Below are 15,706 nucleotides of genomic sequence, written 5' to 3'. Positions count from 1 at the left end.
CTCTCTTCCTTATATCAGTTGCATCTCTTCAATGATTACTTGATGTCAGCGTATTTGTAGTCAACAGCACCCAGACCGTCGATGATTACGCCGTCAACCTTGTCGTTTTTAACCCAAGATTGAGTGTAGTAGTAGATTGGCATGATTGGCATTTCATCCATCAGGATTTGCTCAGCTTCTGCCAAGATTGCTTTACGTTTTTCTGGATCTTGTTCCAGAGCGGATTGGTTCAGCAGCTCTTTGTACTTCGGATTTTCCCAACGAGTATCGTTGTTTCCGCCGTCTTTTTCTTTGAACATTTCCAGGAAGTTGATTGGATCGTTGAAGTCACCCAGCCAACCAGCGCGAGCTACTTGGTATTTACCTTGGTGTACATCATCCAGGTATACTTTCCACTCTTTGTTTTCGAGTTTCACGTCTACGCCGAGGTTTTTCTTCCATTGGTCTTGAATCGCTTCTGCGATCTTTTTGTGACCTTCGGAAGTGTTGTAGGAAAGTGTCAGGGTTGGCAGTTTGCTGATGCCTGCTTCCTTCATACCTTCTTCCAGCAATTTTTTCGCTGCATCGAGGTCTTTGTCCTTGAAGTAGCCGTCTTTGTTCAGAGCCATGCTCGGTGGCACATAGCCTGTTGCTGGCAATTGACCAGCTTGCAGGATGTTGTCGATCAGGCTTTGACGATCGATCGCGTAAGCAAACGCTTTACGGATTTTCACGTTGTTGAAAGGTGCTTTTTCTGTGTTGAAACGGTAGAAATAAGTACCTGCGATTGGTTGAGTTGTCATTTTTCCGGAATCTTTCAGAGCCGGAATTGCGTCTGTTGGCAATGCGGAAGTTGGAGCACCTGCCCAATCCAGTTCGCCATTTTCATACATGGACAGCTCAGTGTTCTCATCTTCTACCATGGAGAACTCGATTTTGTCCAGTTTTACGTTGTCTTTATCCCAGTAGTTGTCGTTTTTCACAACAACCAGTTTGCTCTTATGTTCCCAAGTTTCCATTTTGAATGGACCGTTACCAACGATTGTTTTCGCGTCAGTAGCCCATTTGTCGTTGCCTTCAACTGTTTTTTGGTGAACTGGGAAGTATGTTTTGAACGCTACCAGTTCCAGGAAGAATGGAGTTGGGTTAGTCAGTTCAACTTCCAGTGTTTTGTCATCAATTGCTTTTACGCCTACATCTTCTACTTTACCAGTACCTTTGTTGAAGGCTTCAGCACCCTTCACATAGTACAGTTGGTAAGCGTAGTTGGAAGCTGTTTTCGGATCGAGCGCGCGTTTCCAAGCAAATTCGAAGTCTTTTGCGGATACGGCATCGCCGTTGCTCCATTTAGCATCGCGGATTTTGAATGTATATTTTTTACCGTCTGGAGAAATTTCAATTTTTTCAGCTGCTGCTTCATGTACTTTGTTATCTTTACCTACACGAGTCAAACCTTCAAAAGTAGCTGTGATGATCGTGCTGGAAGTTGTATCTTCCGCAATACCAGGGTCAGCTGTTGGCGGCTCGGAGTGCAGGTTCAATTTCAGTACTTTTGGTCCAGCTGCTGGAGCAGGAGTTTCCGTTTTGTTACCTGCTGCTGCATTATTATCTGCTGGCGCTGCTTGGTTACCGCCACCGCATCCTGCAAGTGCCGCACCAAGAACGAGGATAGAACTCATTGCTACGAAAACATTCTTTTTCATACAAGTAATCCCCCTTTTCTAAATCTTTTATCAATATACATGGTTTTATATTATTTTTAAATATGTTTTAGAATGATTTAATAAATTTTTATTTATTTATAAAGATGTTTAATCTTTTATAAAAAATAATTTATTGGAAAAATATAATAGCAAGTGCTCGACGTCTTTATTCTCATCTGGAAAACGTTGATTTGGCGCGGTTTTGTCGCACTTCTTCTCGCAACACTCTTGGCAATCCTGCCCAAAATGGCTTATTGATGCGTGTCGCTCTCAAACTCATTTTTTATTTGGAATTTTACAAATATTTATTTTTCCCATTGCCCTCTATTCTGTTTTCTTTATGGATGAACAAACTCGACAAGCTTTGACGGCGATTTCCCTCCGCATTCAACAAAAAAAGAGGAGCTGATCGCTCCTCTTTCATTCTTTGCTATTATTGAATGTCTGCCCATTTCCAGTCTACGAAGCCCAGACCGTCCAGAACAACACCTTTTACCTTGTCGCTCTTCACGTAGGAATGAGTGTAGTAGTAGATTGGCGCAGCTGGCATTTCGTCCATGAACAATGCTTCTGCTTCTGCCAAGATTTGTTTGCGCTTCTCAGGGTCTTTTTCAACCGCAGATTTGTTCAGCAGCTCTTGATACTTCGGACTTTCCCAGTTGGTATCGTTGTTGCTGCCTTTTTTCAGCTTGAACAGATCCAGGAATGTGTACGGATCGTTGTAGTCGCCAGTCCAGCTGGAACGAGCGATTTGGAATTTACCTTGGTGCAGGTCATCCAGGAATACTTTCCACTCTTTGTTCTCCAGCTTCACTTCTACGCCAAGAGCTTTTTTCCATTGGTCCTGGATTGCTTCGGCAATTTTCTTGTGACCTTCGGATGTATTATAGGAAAGAGTCAGAGTTGGCAGCTTGGTGATGCCTTCCTCTTTCATACCTTCTTCCAGCAATTTTTTCGCTGTTTCTACATCGTTATCTTTGAAGTACGGGCTAGATGCTACTGCCATCGTTGGAGGCACCAGACCCATTGCCGGTTCTTGGTTTGCTTGTGTTACGTTGTCGATGATTGTTTGACGGTCGATCGCATAAGCGAACGCTTTACGGATTTTCGCATTGTTGAACGGCGGTTTCTCTGTATTGAATTTGTACAGGTACGTGCCCGCAATCGCATGCGTTTGCATTTTTCCGGAGTCTTTCAGAGCCGGAATCGCGTCTGTTGGCAGTGCGGAAGTTGGAGCACCTGCCCAATCCAGATCGCCGTTGTCAAACATGGACAGCTCCGTGTTTTCATCCTCAACCATGGAGAAATCGATCTTGTCCAGTTTTACAGCATCTTTATCCCAGTAGTTCTCGTTTTTCGCGAGAATCAGCTTGCTTTTGTGCTCCCAAGTATCGATCTTGAACGGACCGTTACCTACGTGAGTTTTCGCGTCGCCTGCCCAGTTTTGCGTTCCTTCAACCACTTTTTGGTTCACTGGGAAGTACGTGTAGAAAGCAGTCAGCTCCAGGAAGAACGGAGTCGGGTTTTTCAAAGTAACAACAAGTGTTTTGTCGTCACTTGCTTTTACGCCCACGTCTTCAGCTTTCGCTTTGCCTGTGTTGTACTCTTCCGCGTTTTTCAGGTAGTACAGTTGGTAAGCGTAGGTAGAACCGAGTTTCGGATCGAGCGCTCGCTTCCAAGCGTATTCAAAGTCTTTTGCTGTAACAGCATCGCCGTTGCTCCATTTGCTGTCACGCAGGTGGAATGTATAAGTAAGTCCATCTTCAGAAACGTCAATTTTTTCCGCTACGGATTCATGTGGTTTGCCATCTTCACCAATACGAGTCAAACCGTCAAAGGTCGCACGCAAAACAGCACCGGAAGTGGAATCCTCAGCCAAGCCAGGGTCAGCCGTTGGTGGCTCACTCTTCATGTTCATGCGCAGAACTTTTGGACCGCTTGTTTTTTCACTATTAGCAGAATTTCCTTGCTCTGCTGCTTTCTCGCCGCCGCCACAGCCAGCCAGCGCCGCACTCAGAACCAGGATGGAACTCATCGCTGCGAATACGCTTTTTTTCATTGGTGTTGACCCCCTTTTGTATGTGTAACACTCATGGAAAAGCTACTTCAACAAATATACTGCATTTTTAGTAATATTGAAGACATTTTAAGCAAGTTTAATTATGTTTTATTCAAAGATCAAATTGTATTAACGGAAATAAATTCACATTCTTCATTAAATGAAGTATGCCTCGCGACGGAAAAACTATGCGAACCGCGGAATTTTCGCCATTCTTCCCATGCAAAAACAAAGAAGCCTTCCCGTCTTGGCAAACGACGCCGGGAAGGCTTTCTTCAAAATTATAAACTTTGGATTTGTCGATATTGTTGTGGAGATACTCCGACAATGGAACGGAAGTCCCGGATGAAATGCGAGTGGTCGTAATAGCCAAGCGCTATGGACATCTCCAACCAGTCGCTCACTACTCCCTGATCAATCAGTTGCGCCGCTTCGTGCAGCCGATACCGCTGAATCACTGATTTCGGGCTGACGCCAACATAACGGTCAAACAGTCGCTGCATCGTCCGCAACGTCATGTCGGACAGTCGAACAGCATCCTCTACCTTCAGCACATTCCGATCCGCCTGAATCCTTGCGACCAACTGAGAAATTTTTTCTACATTCGGATCTTGCTGGGGCAGCCGTTCAATCAGAAACTGCTCGAATCGCTCAACCATTGCCTGATCGTCCGGCAACTGGAGTATTTCTGCTTCCAGTGCGGCCGTGTCCACCTGGAACACTTCTTCTATAGTAGTAGATGTACCGTATAGCTCCGAAACAGGTTTTTGCCAAAACGGAAAGAATCCCCCTGGCTTGAATTTTACACCGAATACATGACCTTGACCCGCAAGCATATGGGAGGACGTGGACGGAGCGACTCCGAAAATTCCCGATGCCCCCTGTTCAAAAACGAGATTGACGTTGGGGTGGGCCAACACTGTTTGCGAATAAGGAGCTTGTCCGCGCAAATCCCATCTGACTACCCAATAGTGCTGAACGAAGTATCCGATCTCCTTGCTTGGCTCATACCGTTGCAGCGAAAACTTTTTGCCGCCGAGCACGGCATGCAGCACGCCTTTTGGCAGCATATCCGGATTTTTTTCCATTTAGTCCGCCTCCTGTCGCGTTTTTACAATACACCCCTGTTTTGTCTGTCTATACTAAGAGTAGTAGTTGCAGCTGGGGATTACAATTTCAAAATTTATTGATAACAGGAGGCACGACATGGATCATATTTTCAATTTTTACATCGGAGCTACCCCAGAACGCGTATGGCACGTTCTCACTTCGGAAGAGGGAGTCAAAAGCACGTTTTTCAACTCCGTCATCCGCTCCACTTTTCAAGTCGGTGACGATCTGGCTTATGTCGGGCCTGGAAATGATGGCCCTGAGACAGTCCATGTGTACGGAAAGGTTCTGGCATTCGAGCCGCAGCAAGTCTTCAGCTTCCTGGAGCATCCTGGCCCGTCTTACCGGCCCAACCACGCTGAACTGCAGAGCCGCGTGACCTTCAAGCTGGAGCCTGTCGGCGGATGTACACGACTGACCTTGATCAACGACCAATGGACCGAAAATCATCCTTCCAACGCCAACGCGAGTCAAGATTGGCCGATGATTCTCTCCAACATCAAGACGTATGCAGAAACAGGAAAAACGTTGGATTTCGGCTACTAAGCCGGACAATTTGAAAAGGAAACCCCGGAAGCGGCATGCCTTGGCACTCTCGCTACCGGGGTTTTTGGCCTGCTACTCGACCATCTCTGCCCACTTCAGATCGATAAAGCCCAATCCGTCTACCTGTACGCCTCTTACCTTGTCGCTTTGCACCCACACGTCGACATCCGTAAAGAGCGGAATGACTGGCATGGCGTCCATGAAAATTTGCTCGGCTTCCGCAAACAGCTGCTTGCGCTTCTCCGGGTCACTCTCCAAGGCGGACTGTTTCAAAAGCTCTTTGTAGCGCTCGTCTTCCCATCCCGTATCGTTGTTTCCGGTCTTCGCGTCGCGGAACATTTCCAAATAGTTGATCGGATCGTTGAAATCGGCATTCCAGCCCAAGCGGCCAATCTCGTAATTCAGTTCATGCAAATCTTGCAAGTGAACCTTAAATTCTTTGATCGCCAGCTTCACGTCGATGCCGAGATTGCGTTTCCACTGATCCTGCATGGCTTCCGCGATTTTTTTGTGTCTGTCTGTCGGGTTGTAGGACATCGTAATCGTGGGCAAGGTGGTCACACCCAGCTCTTGCATGCCTTCCGCCAGCAGCTTTTTCGCTGTCTCGACATCGTTGTCGCGGAAGTAGCCTTCCGGTTTGATAATCATCGATTGAGGCAGCATTCCCATCGTCGGCACTTGTCCAACCTGCGTGATGTTGTCCACGATGCTTTGGCGATCGACCGCATAGGCCAACGCTTTGCGGATTTTCGCATTTTTCAGCGGCCCTTTGGTCGTATTGATTTTGTACCAATACATCGTCGCTTTCGGATGAACGACCAGCTTGCCGGCTTCCTTCAAAGACGGGATCGCATCAGTCGGCAAACCGCCAAGCGGTTGACCAGCCCAGTCCAGCTCGTTGTTATCAAACATGGACAGCGCTGTATTGTCATCCTCAATCATGGCAAATTCGATTCGGTCGAGTTTGACAGCATCTTTATCCCAGTAGTTTTCGTTCTTTTCCAATACAATCTTGCTCTTGTGCTCCCAGCCCGTCATTTTGAACGGACCGTTGCTAACGTGTGTTGCTGCTTCATTCGCCCAGTTCGGATTGGCTTCTGCCACTTTTTTGTCTACAGGATAATAGGTGTAAAAGGCCGTCAATTCCAGGAAAAATGGTGTCGGGTTTTCTAGCGTGACTTCAAGCGTTTTGTCATCAAGAGCTTTTACCCCCAGCTCGGTTGCTTGCGCCTTGCCCGTATGCACCTTTTCCGCATTTTTGATGTAGTATAGCTGGTACGCATATTCGGCACCCAGCTTCGGATTGAGCACACGCTTCCAGGCATACTCGAAGTCGTGCGCTGTCACCGGATCGCCGTTACTCCACTTCGAGTCGCGAATCGTAAACGTGTACACGCGCTTGTCGTCGGATATTTTCACGTCCGACGCAACCGAGTTCATCGGCTTGGCGTCTTTGTCTAATCTGGTCAAGCCGTCAAAAGTAGCACGAACGACCGCGCCTGACGTAGCATCCTTGGCAAGCCCAGGGTCCGCCGTCGAAGGCTCGCTTGTCAGGTTGGCCCTGAACACTTGCGGCTTGCCAGCGCTCGCCGTCTGCTTGGCTTCTCCTGCTTTTTGCTCGGCAGGTGCAGAAGGCGGAGCGGCGGCCTGATTCCCGGAACATCCTGCCAAAATACTTCCAGCCACAAGCGACACGCCGAAAAGTAGTTTGAATGTTTTGTTCATCTGAATTTTCCCCTTTATCAATTTTTTTCTATCGCCACCACAATATACTCGACAAAAATCGTCTTGAGAATGGGGTTCGGTGAGATTTAATTAAATTTTACGAATATTTATACTTTTATAAATGAAAATAAACCCAACCAGCCACACGGGCCAAATTGGGTTTATTTGTTGATTCATCAATTAGCTGTTCCTTAGAATGCAGGAACGATGGAACCTTTGTATTCATCTTCAATGAACTTTTTCACTTCTGGGCTGTTCAGTTCTTTCGCCAGCTTTTGGATCGCTTCGGAATCTTTGTTGTCTGGACGAGCTACCAGGAAGTTCGCATATGGAGACTCTTTGTCTTCAAGGAAGAGAGCGTCTTTTGTCGGCACCAGTTTTGCTTCGAGTGCATAGTTGGTGTTGATCAGCGCCAGGTCAACTTCTTCCAGGACGCGTGGCAGCATAGCAGCTTCTACTTCTTTGAACTTCAGGTTTTTCTTGTTTTCTACAACGTCTTTTACCGTTCCGCTGATGCCAGCGCCTTCTTTGAGCTTGATCACGCCGTTTTTCTCCAACAGAGCGAGCGCGCGTCCGCTATTGGTCGGGTCGTTTGGCAAAGCAATGGTTGCGCCTTCTGCCAGCTCGTCAACGGATTTTACTTTTTTGCTGTAAGCACCGAAAGGCTCGATGTGCACGGCGATTACTGGCTGCAAGTCCATGTTTTGACCTTTATTGAACTCTTCCAGGTAAGGCTTGTGCTGGAAGAAGTTTGCGTCCAGTTGCTTTTCATTCAGCTGTACGTTTGGTTGTACATAATCGGTAAACTCTTTCACTTCCAGGTTAACACCTTGTTCTTTCAGCTTTGGAGCGATGAACTTCAAAATGGCTGCGTGTGGAACCGGAGAAGCGCCTACTTTCAACGTTACTTCTTGCTGTTGTCCGCCTTGTGCGCCGCCTTCAGTTGGAGTTGGAGCTGTTTCCGTTTTGCTTCCGCACGCTGCCAAGGAAAATGCCAATACGGTAGAAAGTACAGATACGACTAATTTTTTCATAAATGATTTCCCCCTATTTTTTGGTCTGTGTTCTGCAAAGCTTATATGGAAAGACCTTACTTGCGGCTGAATCGCATAACCAGGCGATCCCCCAGCGACTGCAAGATCTGGACCAACACGAGCAAAATAATCACTGTAACAATCATGACATCTGTCTGGAAGCGTTGGTAGCCGTAGCGGATTGCCAAATCTCCCAGCCCGCCGCCGCCGATTACGCCGGACATCGCGGTGTAAGAGACAAGGGCAACTGTCGTGATCGTAATCCCGGCCACCAGACCTGGACGCGATTCAGGAAGCAGCACGTTCCAGATGATTTGCCAGTTGGAGGCTCCCATCGACTGAGCGGCTTCGATGACTCCTCGATCCACCTCTCTCAGCGAGGTTTCCACCAGCCGCGCAAAAAACGGGGCTGCACCGATGACGAGCGGCGGAATCGCTCCGAGTACCCCGAGTGAAGTACCCACAATTACTTTTGTCACAGGAATCAGCAAGATCATCAAAATGATAAACGGTACAGAACGCAGTATATTGACAACGAATGAGGCAATCGCATAAAACACCTGGTTTTGCAAAAGCTGTCCGCGAGAAGTCAGGAACAAAATAATCCCCAGCGGCAAACCAATCAGGATGGTAAACAGTGTCGAGAAGCCAAGCATCGTCAGCGTATCTATTGTTCCCTCGGCGATCTCCGACCAATCCACATTTTCCAAAGTCCAGTCCATCTATATCACCTCTACTTCCAAGCCACGCTGACGCAACGTCTCGATGGTTTTTTCGTTTTGACGGACATCGCCTTCCAGCTCGACGACCAGTTGGCCGTACGGCGTATCCTTCATGCGGGAAATCGTTCCTTGCAAGATGCTGAACACCGTGCCTGTTTCTTGCATCGTCTGGAACAAGATCGGCTGGTACGTCTTTTCCCCCAGGAATGTGACGCGGGCAATCGTGCGGTTTCCTGCCGCCTTTTCGTGCGCGACTGCTTCCCGCAGCTCGCTGGAATCGGCCACCTGCTCGACAAATTCCTGTGTCGTCGGATGCTGCGGCTTGAGAAACACATCCAGAACCTCGCCCGACTCGACAATTTTTCCGCCATCGATGACGCCTACGCGGTCGCAGATGGAACGGATCACGTGCATTTCGTGCGTGATCAGCACGATGGTCAATCCCAGTTTGCGGTTGATATCGAGCAAGAGCGCGAGAATCGAGTTCGTCGTCTGCGGATCGAGGGCGGAAGTCGCTTCGTCGCACAGCAACACTTTCGGATCATTGGCCAGCGCTCGGGCGATGCCTACGCGCTGCTTCTGACCGCCGGACAATTGCGACGGGTACTTGTCCCGATGCGCTTCCAGCCCGACCAGTTTGAGCAGCTCGTCCACTTTTTTCTGGATTTCAGCCTTCGAGCGATTGGCGAGCTTGAGCGGGAAAGCGACATTCTCGCCTACGGTCGCGGAAGACAACAGGTTAAAGTGTTGGAAAATCATCCCGATCTGGCGGCGCTTTTCCTGAAGCTTGCTGTCATCGAGCTTGGTCAAATCCACTCCGTCGACAACGACTTGTCCTGACGTAGGGCGCTCCAACAGGTTGATGCAACGAATCAGGGTACTTTTCCCCGCACCGGAATGCCCGATGATCCCGTAAATTTCCCCTTTATCTATGGAAAGGTCAATCCCGAGCAATGCCGGAATCGTCTTGCCTTGTACTTGATAGCTTTTATGCAGTTGTTGCAATTGAATCAACGCATCCACCTCCCAGCAAAATCTGTCTACATGCCTTGTGAAAAACAGAAAGCCCCTTTTTTCATAAACGAAAAAGGGGCTGCAACGCATGTATACGTTCGCATCCACCCTTCTCATCTATCAAGATCCAACCAATCTTGTAGGAATTGGCACCGCGACGCTCATTTTCGAAAAAATGAACCGGTTGCCGGGCTTCATCGGGCCTGTCCCTCCGCCTCTCTTGATAAGAAAGATTTCCACGTATATTATGTTCGTTTTTCATATTTTCATGATACAAACCGGATTATATCCTTTTTGAAAATATCCCGTCAATAGCAATCCCAGGAAAAACTTTTTTAATCCATCACTCCGTTGCGGATAATGGTTGCCTGAACATGAAAACGAAAAGACGCCTGCCGGAAAATTTTTCTCCAGTCGCGGTTCGTCATCTCTTTCAATCCCCTCTGCTGGGCACGGTAGACGATGCCAAATCCCGCCGGATCGACGTCCAGTTGCTGCAATTTTTTGACGACTTTTTGCAGTTCTTTCTCGATTTCCTTTTCCAATGCGTCCTCCATCGTTTTCATCATTTTGCTGTAACGGGAGGAGATGCTGCCAATGCCTTTTTTCGCAAAGTGCTCATTGTACAATGCCACCCGTATTTGCCCGCCTGAAAGTTTTTTGTCTGATTGCAACTTCGCCTTGTCCCGCATGCCCTTGCTCGTTTCCCCAGTCCCAAGTGCCTTTCGACATGGTCGATATTCAGTCTATCCTGATCGATTTCCCTCAGCTTCGGAATAAGCTCGCTGTACACGACTTTGGCATCCGCCATGCGAACACCATCTATGCAGGAACTCCTGGTCCATCTCCTTCACCCCAATGTGCCTGTGCTGTAGAAAATCATGGATAGTGTGCCCAAATATGCAAAAAAACAGCACGCTACATTCGCGTGCTGTCTGTACTGTCGTCTGTTTTGTTGTCCTCTTGTTGCATCGTTTCAGTCGGCGGCTCAAGCTTTTCCTGAATGAACGACTGAATCTGGTCTACGTCGGGAATGAGCACGGCTCCTGCCTTGTGCGATTCCCGGAACATTCCCATCGGCGGCAGCTGATAGTTGCCCGGTTGCATCGTATCGAGCTTCAAGCCGAGCGCGGACAGCTTCAGCATGTCCATGGAGCTGATGTTCGTCTGGATGTACGGCGCCACTTGTTTGAGGATGGACGGCAACTGGATCAGGGATGTGCCGCTCTTCATCTGGCTCGCTACAGCGGCGAGCAATTTGCGCTGACGCTCGGTGCGCGTATAGTCGGATGTGGCGTCATGGCGGAAACGGACGTACTGCAACGCCTTGTTGCCATCCAACTGCTGCACACCTTTTTTCAGATTGATATCGTAGACGCCTTTATCTGTCGGGTCATGGTAATACATGTTTTTCTCTACGTCGATCTCGACGCCGCCCACTGCGTCGATCAGCGCCTTGAAGCCTTCGAAATCGGTAATGACGTAGCGATCCACAGGAAGTCCGGTAAACTGGCTGACCGTCTTCATCGCCAGCTCAGGCCCGCCGTCTACAATCGCCGAGTTGATACGCGAGCTGCCATTTCCGGGAATGTCCACATACGTATCCCGCAAAATGGAGAACAGATCGTAACGCTTGGATGCCGGGTCGATACTGACCAGCATCATGGAGTCGGAACGGGGAAGCCCGTTATTTTTCATTCCCCTGCGATCCACACCCATCAGCAAGATGTTCACACGCTCTTGACCATCCCACTCGGGTATCTCCGCCGCTTTCGTTGCGGCTCCGCCATCCGGCGGGGCAGGTGTAACAACATTAGGAGCCTGGATATTTTGAGCAAACTCATAAAAGGAGTATCCGTAATAACCCGCTGTCGTGGCAATCACGACAAGCATCAGGAGCAACACTCGTTTCCATATTCGCATAAAGAACTACTCCACCTTTTATTCTCTGTATCTACTTGAACTCATCTCACCACTTGTTTAGTATACTCGAATCTTTACAATGTGGAGCAGCCTTTATTTGGGTAGCTTAACTTTTTATACTTTAACGTTTACAAAATTTGCAATATTCTTTATACTACCTTCATACTCGTTTCCAAGGGGTGACTTGTCGTGCTTTCTCCATCCGCATTTTTTCAGCGTTACCCGCAGGAAGCCCTGTTTTTTCTCGTTGCAAGCTTTATCAATTCTGCTGGCAGCGCTTTCATGTGGCCGTTGACTACTTTGTACGTACATACGATTCTCCAACGCTCCATGACCGAAGCCGGCTTTGTTTTGATGGTCCAGTCTTTGGCGGGCATTGCCGGGCAATTCGTCGGCGGCTCCCTGTTTCACCGCTTGGGCGCCAAGCGTCTCATCGTGGGAGCGCTGCTTTTTCAAGGATTGATTCAGCTGTCCATTCCGTTCATCAGCAGCTGGCCCGTCTATCTCGTGCTCATGACCTGTTTGGGCTTTACTTTCAACCTTTCTTTTCCGGCGATCCAGGCATTTATTGGCTTTCGCTGGAAGGAGCAGCGCCGAGAGCTGTTTAACATCGTCTACGTAGGCAACAATCTCGGCATGGCGATCGGCACTTCGCTTGCCGGGGTCATCGCTACCTTTTCCTTTCAGTTGACCTTTTTGTTCAACAGTACGAGCACGCTGTTGTTTGCGCTGTTCTTCTTCCTTTTTATGAAACGCTCTTTTCTAAGAAATTGTTGCTTTTAGAAAAGCCGTGAGTTGCTTGATATTTATAGTACCAAGCGAAGCGTGCATTCACGGTAAATGGAAATCCTATAGACTTCCTGATTTTCATTATAGAGCACACGTTTCCACAACAGCAATAGCAACAAAATTTGCGAAAAGAGCCTTATGAAAAATATCTCGCACCAAGCTGGTTGGCGACCAGGCGAAAGAAAACCGGCGGCAAGGCGAGGCGAAAAATACGTTTGCCCTGCTTCTGCGCTACCAGCTTTACTTGTTCATGGCACTGGGAGCTGCCTGTATTTTCTTTTCCAACATGGTCTGGAACACGGGTGTCGCCCCTTACATTACGGCGCAGGGCATGCCGCTGTCGGCCTTCAGTTGGCTGTGGACGATCAACGGCATCATCATTTTTGCGGGTCAGCCCATCACGTCCTGGATCAAGCACATCCTGCAGCAAAACTTGTCCGCGCAGCTGGTGGCAAGCGCGGTGGCATACGCTCTCGGGTTCGGCTTCATGCTCATGTATCACGGCAGCTACTTTGCTTTTATCGCCGGCATGATCATTACCACTTTTGGCGAAATGCTGATCTCTCCGACCATCCCGACTTTCATTACGGAAAAGACGGGGGAAAACGCTCCCTTTTACCTGGGAGTCGTCGGGGCGATCACTGCTGTGGGGCGCTTGCTCGGCCCGCTGGCGATGGGCTATATGTACGACCACGGTGGCGTGCAGCCCACGTTGCTTTTGGCCTCCCTCGTTTCGCTTGCTTCCGTCTTCCTCTGTTTGCTCCATGCGTATGTCCAGCGCGAAAAACGAGTCTCGGCGACAAAAGCCAGTTGATTCGTTTACACATAAACAAGCCGCCTGCTTCCAGCTTGGAAAAAGGCGGCTTGTTTGCTATCCAGACCGTTCTCGATTGTCGCTTTCTTCGTAAACCCGGCTACCTCACTGGCGGGCATGTCAACGATTTGCCGTTGTCCTTCGCAGAAAGGCTCATGATGTACGGCACAGCTACACGGCTCCACTCTTGTGCGGATGGGGCTGCCGCCATGTCTTGCGGCGAACACGCTTGCAGCATGGACGTACCGACGCTTCCTCCCGGGTCAAGCGCGACTGCCGCCATCCCCTTCGGCAATTCTTGCGCCAGCGATTGGGTCAGCCCTTCGACTGCGAATTTGGATGCGCAATACGGTGCTACATACGCTTCCCCGACTCGCCCCCAGTACGAGCTGATGTTTACAATCACTCTGCCCTCCGGATCGGGTACCATTTTCGGCAAAAAAGCGCGACAGACGTAAAACACGCCGTTTACATTGACATTCATGACTGTCGTAAATTCTTCTGGCGACAGCTCCATCAGCAGGCTATTGCGATTGATCAGGGAGGCGTTGTTGAGGAGAAGATCCGGTACGCCAAGCTTGCTGCACACTTCCTCTGCCCAGCTTTCCACCCGCTTCCCGTCGGAAACGTCGATCGTCGAAAAATGATGCCTTTTTCCAAACTCGCGATTCAAGTTCCACACTTCTGCCATCGAGCGGCCGCATCCCGCGACGACCCAGCCCGCTTCATGAAACCGCTCCACCATCGCCCTGCCCAATCCCCGGGTCGCCCCTGTAATGACCACCAGCTTGCTTGCAGACACAACAATCACCGCCTTTTATAAACTTATTATATATAATAGTATAGTAAAAGGCGAAAAGGAATCCCCTTCCAGCAAATCAAATCCAGAAGAGGTTCCTTCTCTTTACGGCTCAATCAAAATGGCAATTCGGGCAGCTGATACCATTCGCCAGACATCCATTCGCGGGCTTTCCAGCGCAGGACATCCGGCCGCACGAGTGGCATGATTTGTTGGAAAAGCTCCACGCGTTCGATATCGGTCATCGGCACAAAAGCTTCTGCTGCGGCCAAATCCGCCTCCAGCTCGTCCATTTTGCTCACGCCCAAGATCGCTGTTGCGACAGGCAAACTCCATGTATAGCGCAGCGCCTGCTCCGTCCACGGAGCCAGCTTGCCCAGCCCCATCACCTTCATCCCGATGACGGCCACGCCTTTTTCGACTGCTTGCGGCACGAAATCATGGACAAAGCTGTAGATGAAATGATCCAGAGCAGACAAAGCCACGAGCGCACTGTCAAAAGGAAAACGGCGAATCGCTTCTGCCAGCAAGCGCGGGTCGGTATGTCCGCTAATGCTGATTTTGCGGATCAGTCCCTGCTCTTTGGCTTCCAGCAGAGCTTCCAGAGCGCCGCCTTTGGCAAAAATCGCTTCCAGATCGTGCGGCTGCATGATGTTGTGCATGCGCCACTCGTCGACGTAGTCCGTCTGGAGCCGCTTCAAGCTGCCCTCCAAATCTTTCAAAGCCAAATCGCGGGTGCGTCCTCCCGTCTTGGTCGCGATCCACACGCGGTCGCGCAAGCCTTTTAACCCCAAGCCCACCCGGGTCTCCGACTGCCCGTCGCTGTAGCTCGGAGCTGTATCGAAGTAGTTGACGCCCGCTTCTACTGCGCGGCGAATAATCGCGATTGCCTGCTCTTCGCTGCAATCGTGCTCGTCCACGATCCGCTGCGCACCGAATCCGAGCAAGGAAACTTGATGGGGATCTCGTCCAAATGATCGGGTCTGCATGCTGGTGGTTGCTCCTTTCGGATGTAAAACAAGACGCCCGATTCCGAGCGCCTTGTCATGGTCATTGTTGTTTATTTGTATGTCTCGTAAGCTGTGGTCAGCAGGTTGGAGATGGTTTGCAGATCGTTGTTCTCGATCTGATGGCGCTCGATCATCGTCATGATTTTGCCGTCCTTCATGATCGCAAAAGACGGAGACGACGGCGCATAGCCTTCAAAATACTCGCGGGCTTTTGCCGTAGCTTCTTTATCCTGACCTGCGAATACAGTATAGATGTTGTCTGGCTTGGTGGAATGGCCCAAGGAATGAACCACTGCCGGACGAGCGAGTCCTGCTGCGCAGCCGCATACGGAGTTAACGACTACGAGAGTCAAACCTTTTGCATTCGGCAATGTTTGTTCAACTTCCTCTGCCGTGCGCAGCTCTTGAAATCCGTTGCGGGTCAATTCATCGCGCATCGGTTGAATCACTTGGCTCATATACGCTTCATAAGACATCAT

The 15,706-nt window shown here is 49.4% G+C and carries 15 protein-coding genes and 1 riboswitch; of the genes, 3 read left to right on the top strand and 12 right to left on the bottom strand.

The window, feature by feature from the left end; all coding sequences use genetic code 11:
* Positions 1–35 precede the first annotated feature (35 nt).
* The 3 genes from HP435_RS02890 to HP435_RS02880 form a co-directional block, all read right to left on the bottom strand.
* Positions 36–1,682 (bottom strand): peptide ABC transporter substrate-binding protein, encoded by a 1,647-nt coding sequence (locus HP435_RS02890; protein ID WP_122966594.1) that lies wholly within the window; start codon positions 1,680–1,682, stop codon positions 36–38.
* A 433-nt stretch (positions 1,683–2,115) separates the two neighbouring features.
* Complete coding sequence (locus tag HP435_RS02885; RefSeq protein ID WP_122966595.1) at positions 2,116–3,741, bottom strand: peptide ABC transporter substrate-binding protein; 1,626 nt, start codon at positions 3,739–3,741, stop codon at positions 2,116–2,118.
* A gap of 281 nt (positions 3,742–4,022) precedes the next feature.
* On the bottom strand, positions 4,023–4,829 hold the full coding sequence (locus tag HP435_RS02880; RefSeq protein WP_173599866.1) for a helix-turn-helix transcriptional regulator: 807 nt from the start codon (positions 4,827–4,829) through the stop codon (positions 4,023–4,025).
* Positions 4,830–4,947: 118 nt separating this feature from the next.
* Between HP435_RS02880 and HP435_RS02875 the strand changes: the two genes are divergently transcribed.
* Entirely contained in the window at positions 4,948–5,397 is a 450-nt protein-coding gene (locus HP435_RS02875) for an SRPBCC family protein (protein ID WP_122966597.1), read from the top strand.
* 72 nt (positions 5,398–5,469) lie between these two features.
* Here the strand turns inward: HP435_RS02875 and HP435_RS02870 are convergent, their stop codons facing one another.
* The 6 genes from HP435_RS02870 to HP435_RS02845 all read right to left on the bottom strand — a co-directional run bounded on the left by HP435_RS02870 (position 5,470) and on the right by HP435_RS02845 (position 11,815).
* A complete protein-coding gene (locus HP435_RS02870; protein ID WP_122966598.1) occupies positions 5,470–7,122 on the bottom strand; it encodes a peptide ABC transporter substrate-binding protein in 1,653 nt (550 codons plus the stop codon).
* 191 nt (positions 7,123–7,313) lie between these two features.
* Positions 7,314–8,156 carry a MetQ/NlpA family ABC transporter substrate-binding protein gene (locus HP435_RS02865; RefSeq protein ID WP_122966599.1) on the bottom strand — a complete coding sequence of 281 codons (843 nt, stop codon included), beginning with the start codon at positions 8,154–8,156 and terminating at the stop codon, positions 7,314–7,316.
* Between the two features lie 56 nt (positions 8,157–8,212).
* The gene (locus tag HP435_RS02860; RefSeq protein ID WP_063229431.1) at positions 8,213–8,878 is read right to left on the bottom strand and encodes a methionine ABC transporter permease; all 666 of its coding nucleotides are present in this window, start codon (positions 8,876–8,878) and stop codon (positions 8,213–8,215) included.
* Positions 8,879–9,892: a methionine ABC transporter ATP-binding protein gene (locus tag HP435_RS02855; RefSeq protein ID WP_122966698.1), complete on the bottom strand. Its 1,014-nt coding sequence runs from the start codon at positions 9,890–9,892 to the stop codon at positions 8,879–8,881.
* A gap of 110 nt (positions 9,893–10,002) precedes the next feature.
* Positions 10,003–10,122, bottom strand: a riboswitch (SAM riboswitch).
* A 105-nt stretch (positions 10,123–10,227) separates the two neighbouring features.
* Complete coding sequence (locus tag HP435_RS02850) at positions 10,228–10,527, bottom strand: Ger(x)C family spore germination C-terminal domain-containing protein (RefSeq protein ID WP_229049801.1); 300 nt, start codon at positions 10,525–10,527, stop codon at positions 10,228–10,230.
* A gap of 283 nt (positions 10,528–10,810) precedes the next feature.
* Positions 10,811–11,815, bottom strand: coding sequence for an LCP family protein (locus HP435_RS02845; protein WP_173598090.1), 1,005 nt, complete (start codon positions 11,813–11,815; stop codon positions 10,811–10,813).
* A 189-nt stretch (positions 11,816–12,004) separates the two neighbouring features.
* Between HP435_RS02845 and HP435_RS02840 the strand changes: the two genes are divergently transcribed.
* Positions 12,005–12,598, top strand: a complete 594-nt coding sequence (locus tag HP435_RS02840; protein WP_229049800.1) for an MFS transporter — start codon at positions 12,005–12,007, stop codon at positions 12,596–12,598.
* Positions 12,599–12,854: 256 nt separating this feature from the next.
* Positions 12,855–13,418, top strand: a complete 564-nt coding sequence (locus tag HP435_RS02835; RefSeq protein ID WP_229049799.1) for an MFS transporter — start codon at positions 12,855–12,857, stop codon at positions 13,416–13,418.
* Between the two features lie 100 nt (positions 13,419–13,518).
* On the opposite strand, the gene HP435_RS02830 is transcribed toward HP435_RS02835, so the two are convergent.
* From HP435_RS02830 to HP435_RS02820, 3 genes are all read right to left on the bottom strand, one after another.
* Complete coding sequence (locus HP435_RS02830) at positions 13,519–14,220, bottom strand: SDR family oxidoreductase (RefSeq protein WP_173599867.1); 702 nt, start codon at positions 14,218–14,220, stop codon at positions 13,519–13,521.
* A 113-nt stretch (positions 14,221–14,333) separates the two neighbouring features.
* Positions 14,334–15,206: an aldo/keto reductase gene (locus HP435_RS02825; protein WP_173597990.1), complete on the bottom strand. Its 873-nt coding sequence runs from the start codon at positions 15,204–15,206 to the stop codon at positions 14,334–14,336.
* 71 nt (positions 15,207–15,277) lie between these two features.
* On the bottom strand, positions 15,278–15,706 hold the full coding sequence (locus tag HP435_RS02820; RefSeq protein WP_122966605.1) for a BrxA/BrxB family bacilliredoxin: 429 nt from the start codon (positions 15,704–15,706) through the stop codon (positions 15,278–15,280).

Source organism: Brevibacillus sp. HD3.3A, assembly GCF_013284375.2.
Lineage (GTDB): Bacteria > Bacillota > Bacilli > Brevibacillales > Brevibacillaceae > Brevibacillus > Brevibacillus parabrevis.
This window is presented reverse-complemented; position numbering and strand designations above follow the sequence as displayed.

Coding starts and splice junctions, on each gene's coding strand:
- HP435_RS02890 (WP_122966594.1), bottom strand. CDS start 1,682: ATGAAAAAGAATGTTTTCGTAGCAATGAGTTCTATCCTCGTTCTTGGT.
- HP435_RS02820 (WP_122966605.1), bottom strand. CDS start 15,706: ATGATGTCTTATGAAGCGTATATGAGCCAAGTGATTCAACCGATGCGC.
- HP435_RS02845 (WP_173598090.1), bottom strand. CDS start 11,815: ATGCGAATATGGAAACGAGTGTTGCTCCTGATGCTTGTCGTGATTGCC.
- HP435_RS02870 (WP_122966598.1), bottom strand. CDS start 7,122: ATGAACAAAACATTCAAACTACTTTTCGGCGTGTCGCTTGTGGCTGGA.
- HP435_RS02880 (WP_173599866.1), bottom strand. CDS start 4,829: ATGGAAAAAAATCCGGATATGCTGCCAAAAGGCGTGCTGCATGCCGTG.
- HP435_RS02825 (WP_173597990.1), bottom strand. CDS start 15,206: ATGCAGACCCGATCATTTGGACGAGATCCCCATCAAGTTTCCTTGCTC.
- HP435_RS02885 (WP_122966595.1), bottom strand. CDS start 3,741: ATGAAAAAAAGCGTATTCGCAGCGATGAGTTCCATCCTGGTTCTGAGT.
- HP435_RS02875 (WP_122966597.1), top strand. CDS start 4,948: ATGGATCATATTTTCAATTTTTACATCGGAGCTACCCCAGAACGCGTA.
- HP435_RS02835 (WP_229049799.1), top strand. CDS start 12,855: ATGGCACTGGGAGCTGCCTGTATTTTCTTTTCCAACATGGTCTGGAAC.
- HP435_RS02860 (WP_063229431.1), bottom strand. CDS start 8,878: ATGGACTGGACTTTGGAAAATGTGGATTGGTCGGAGATCGCCGAGGGA.
- HP435_RS02865 (WP_122966599.1), bottom strand. CDS start 8,156: ATGAAAAAATTAGTCGTATCTGTACTTTCTACCGTATTGGCATTTTCC.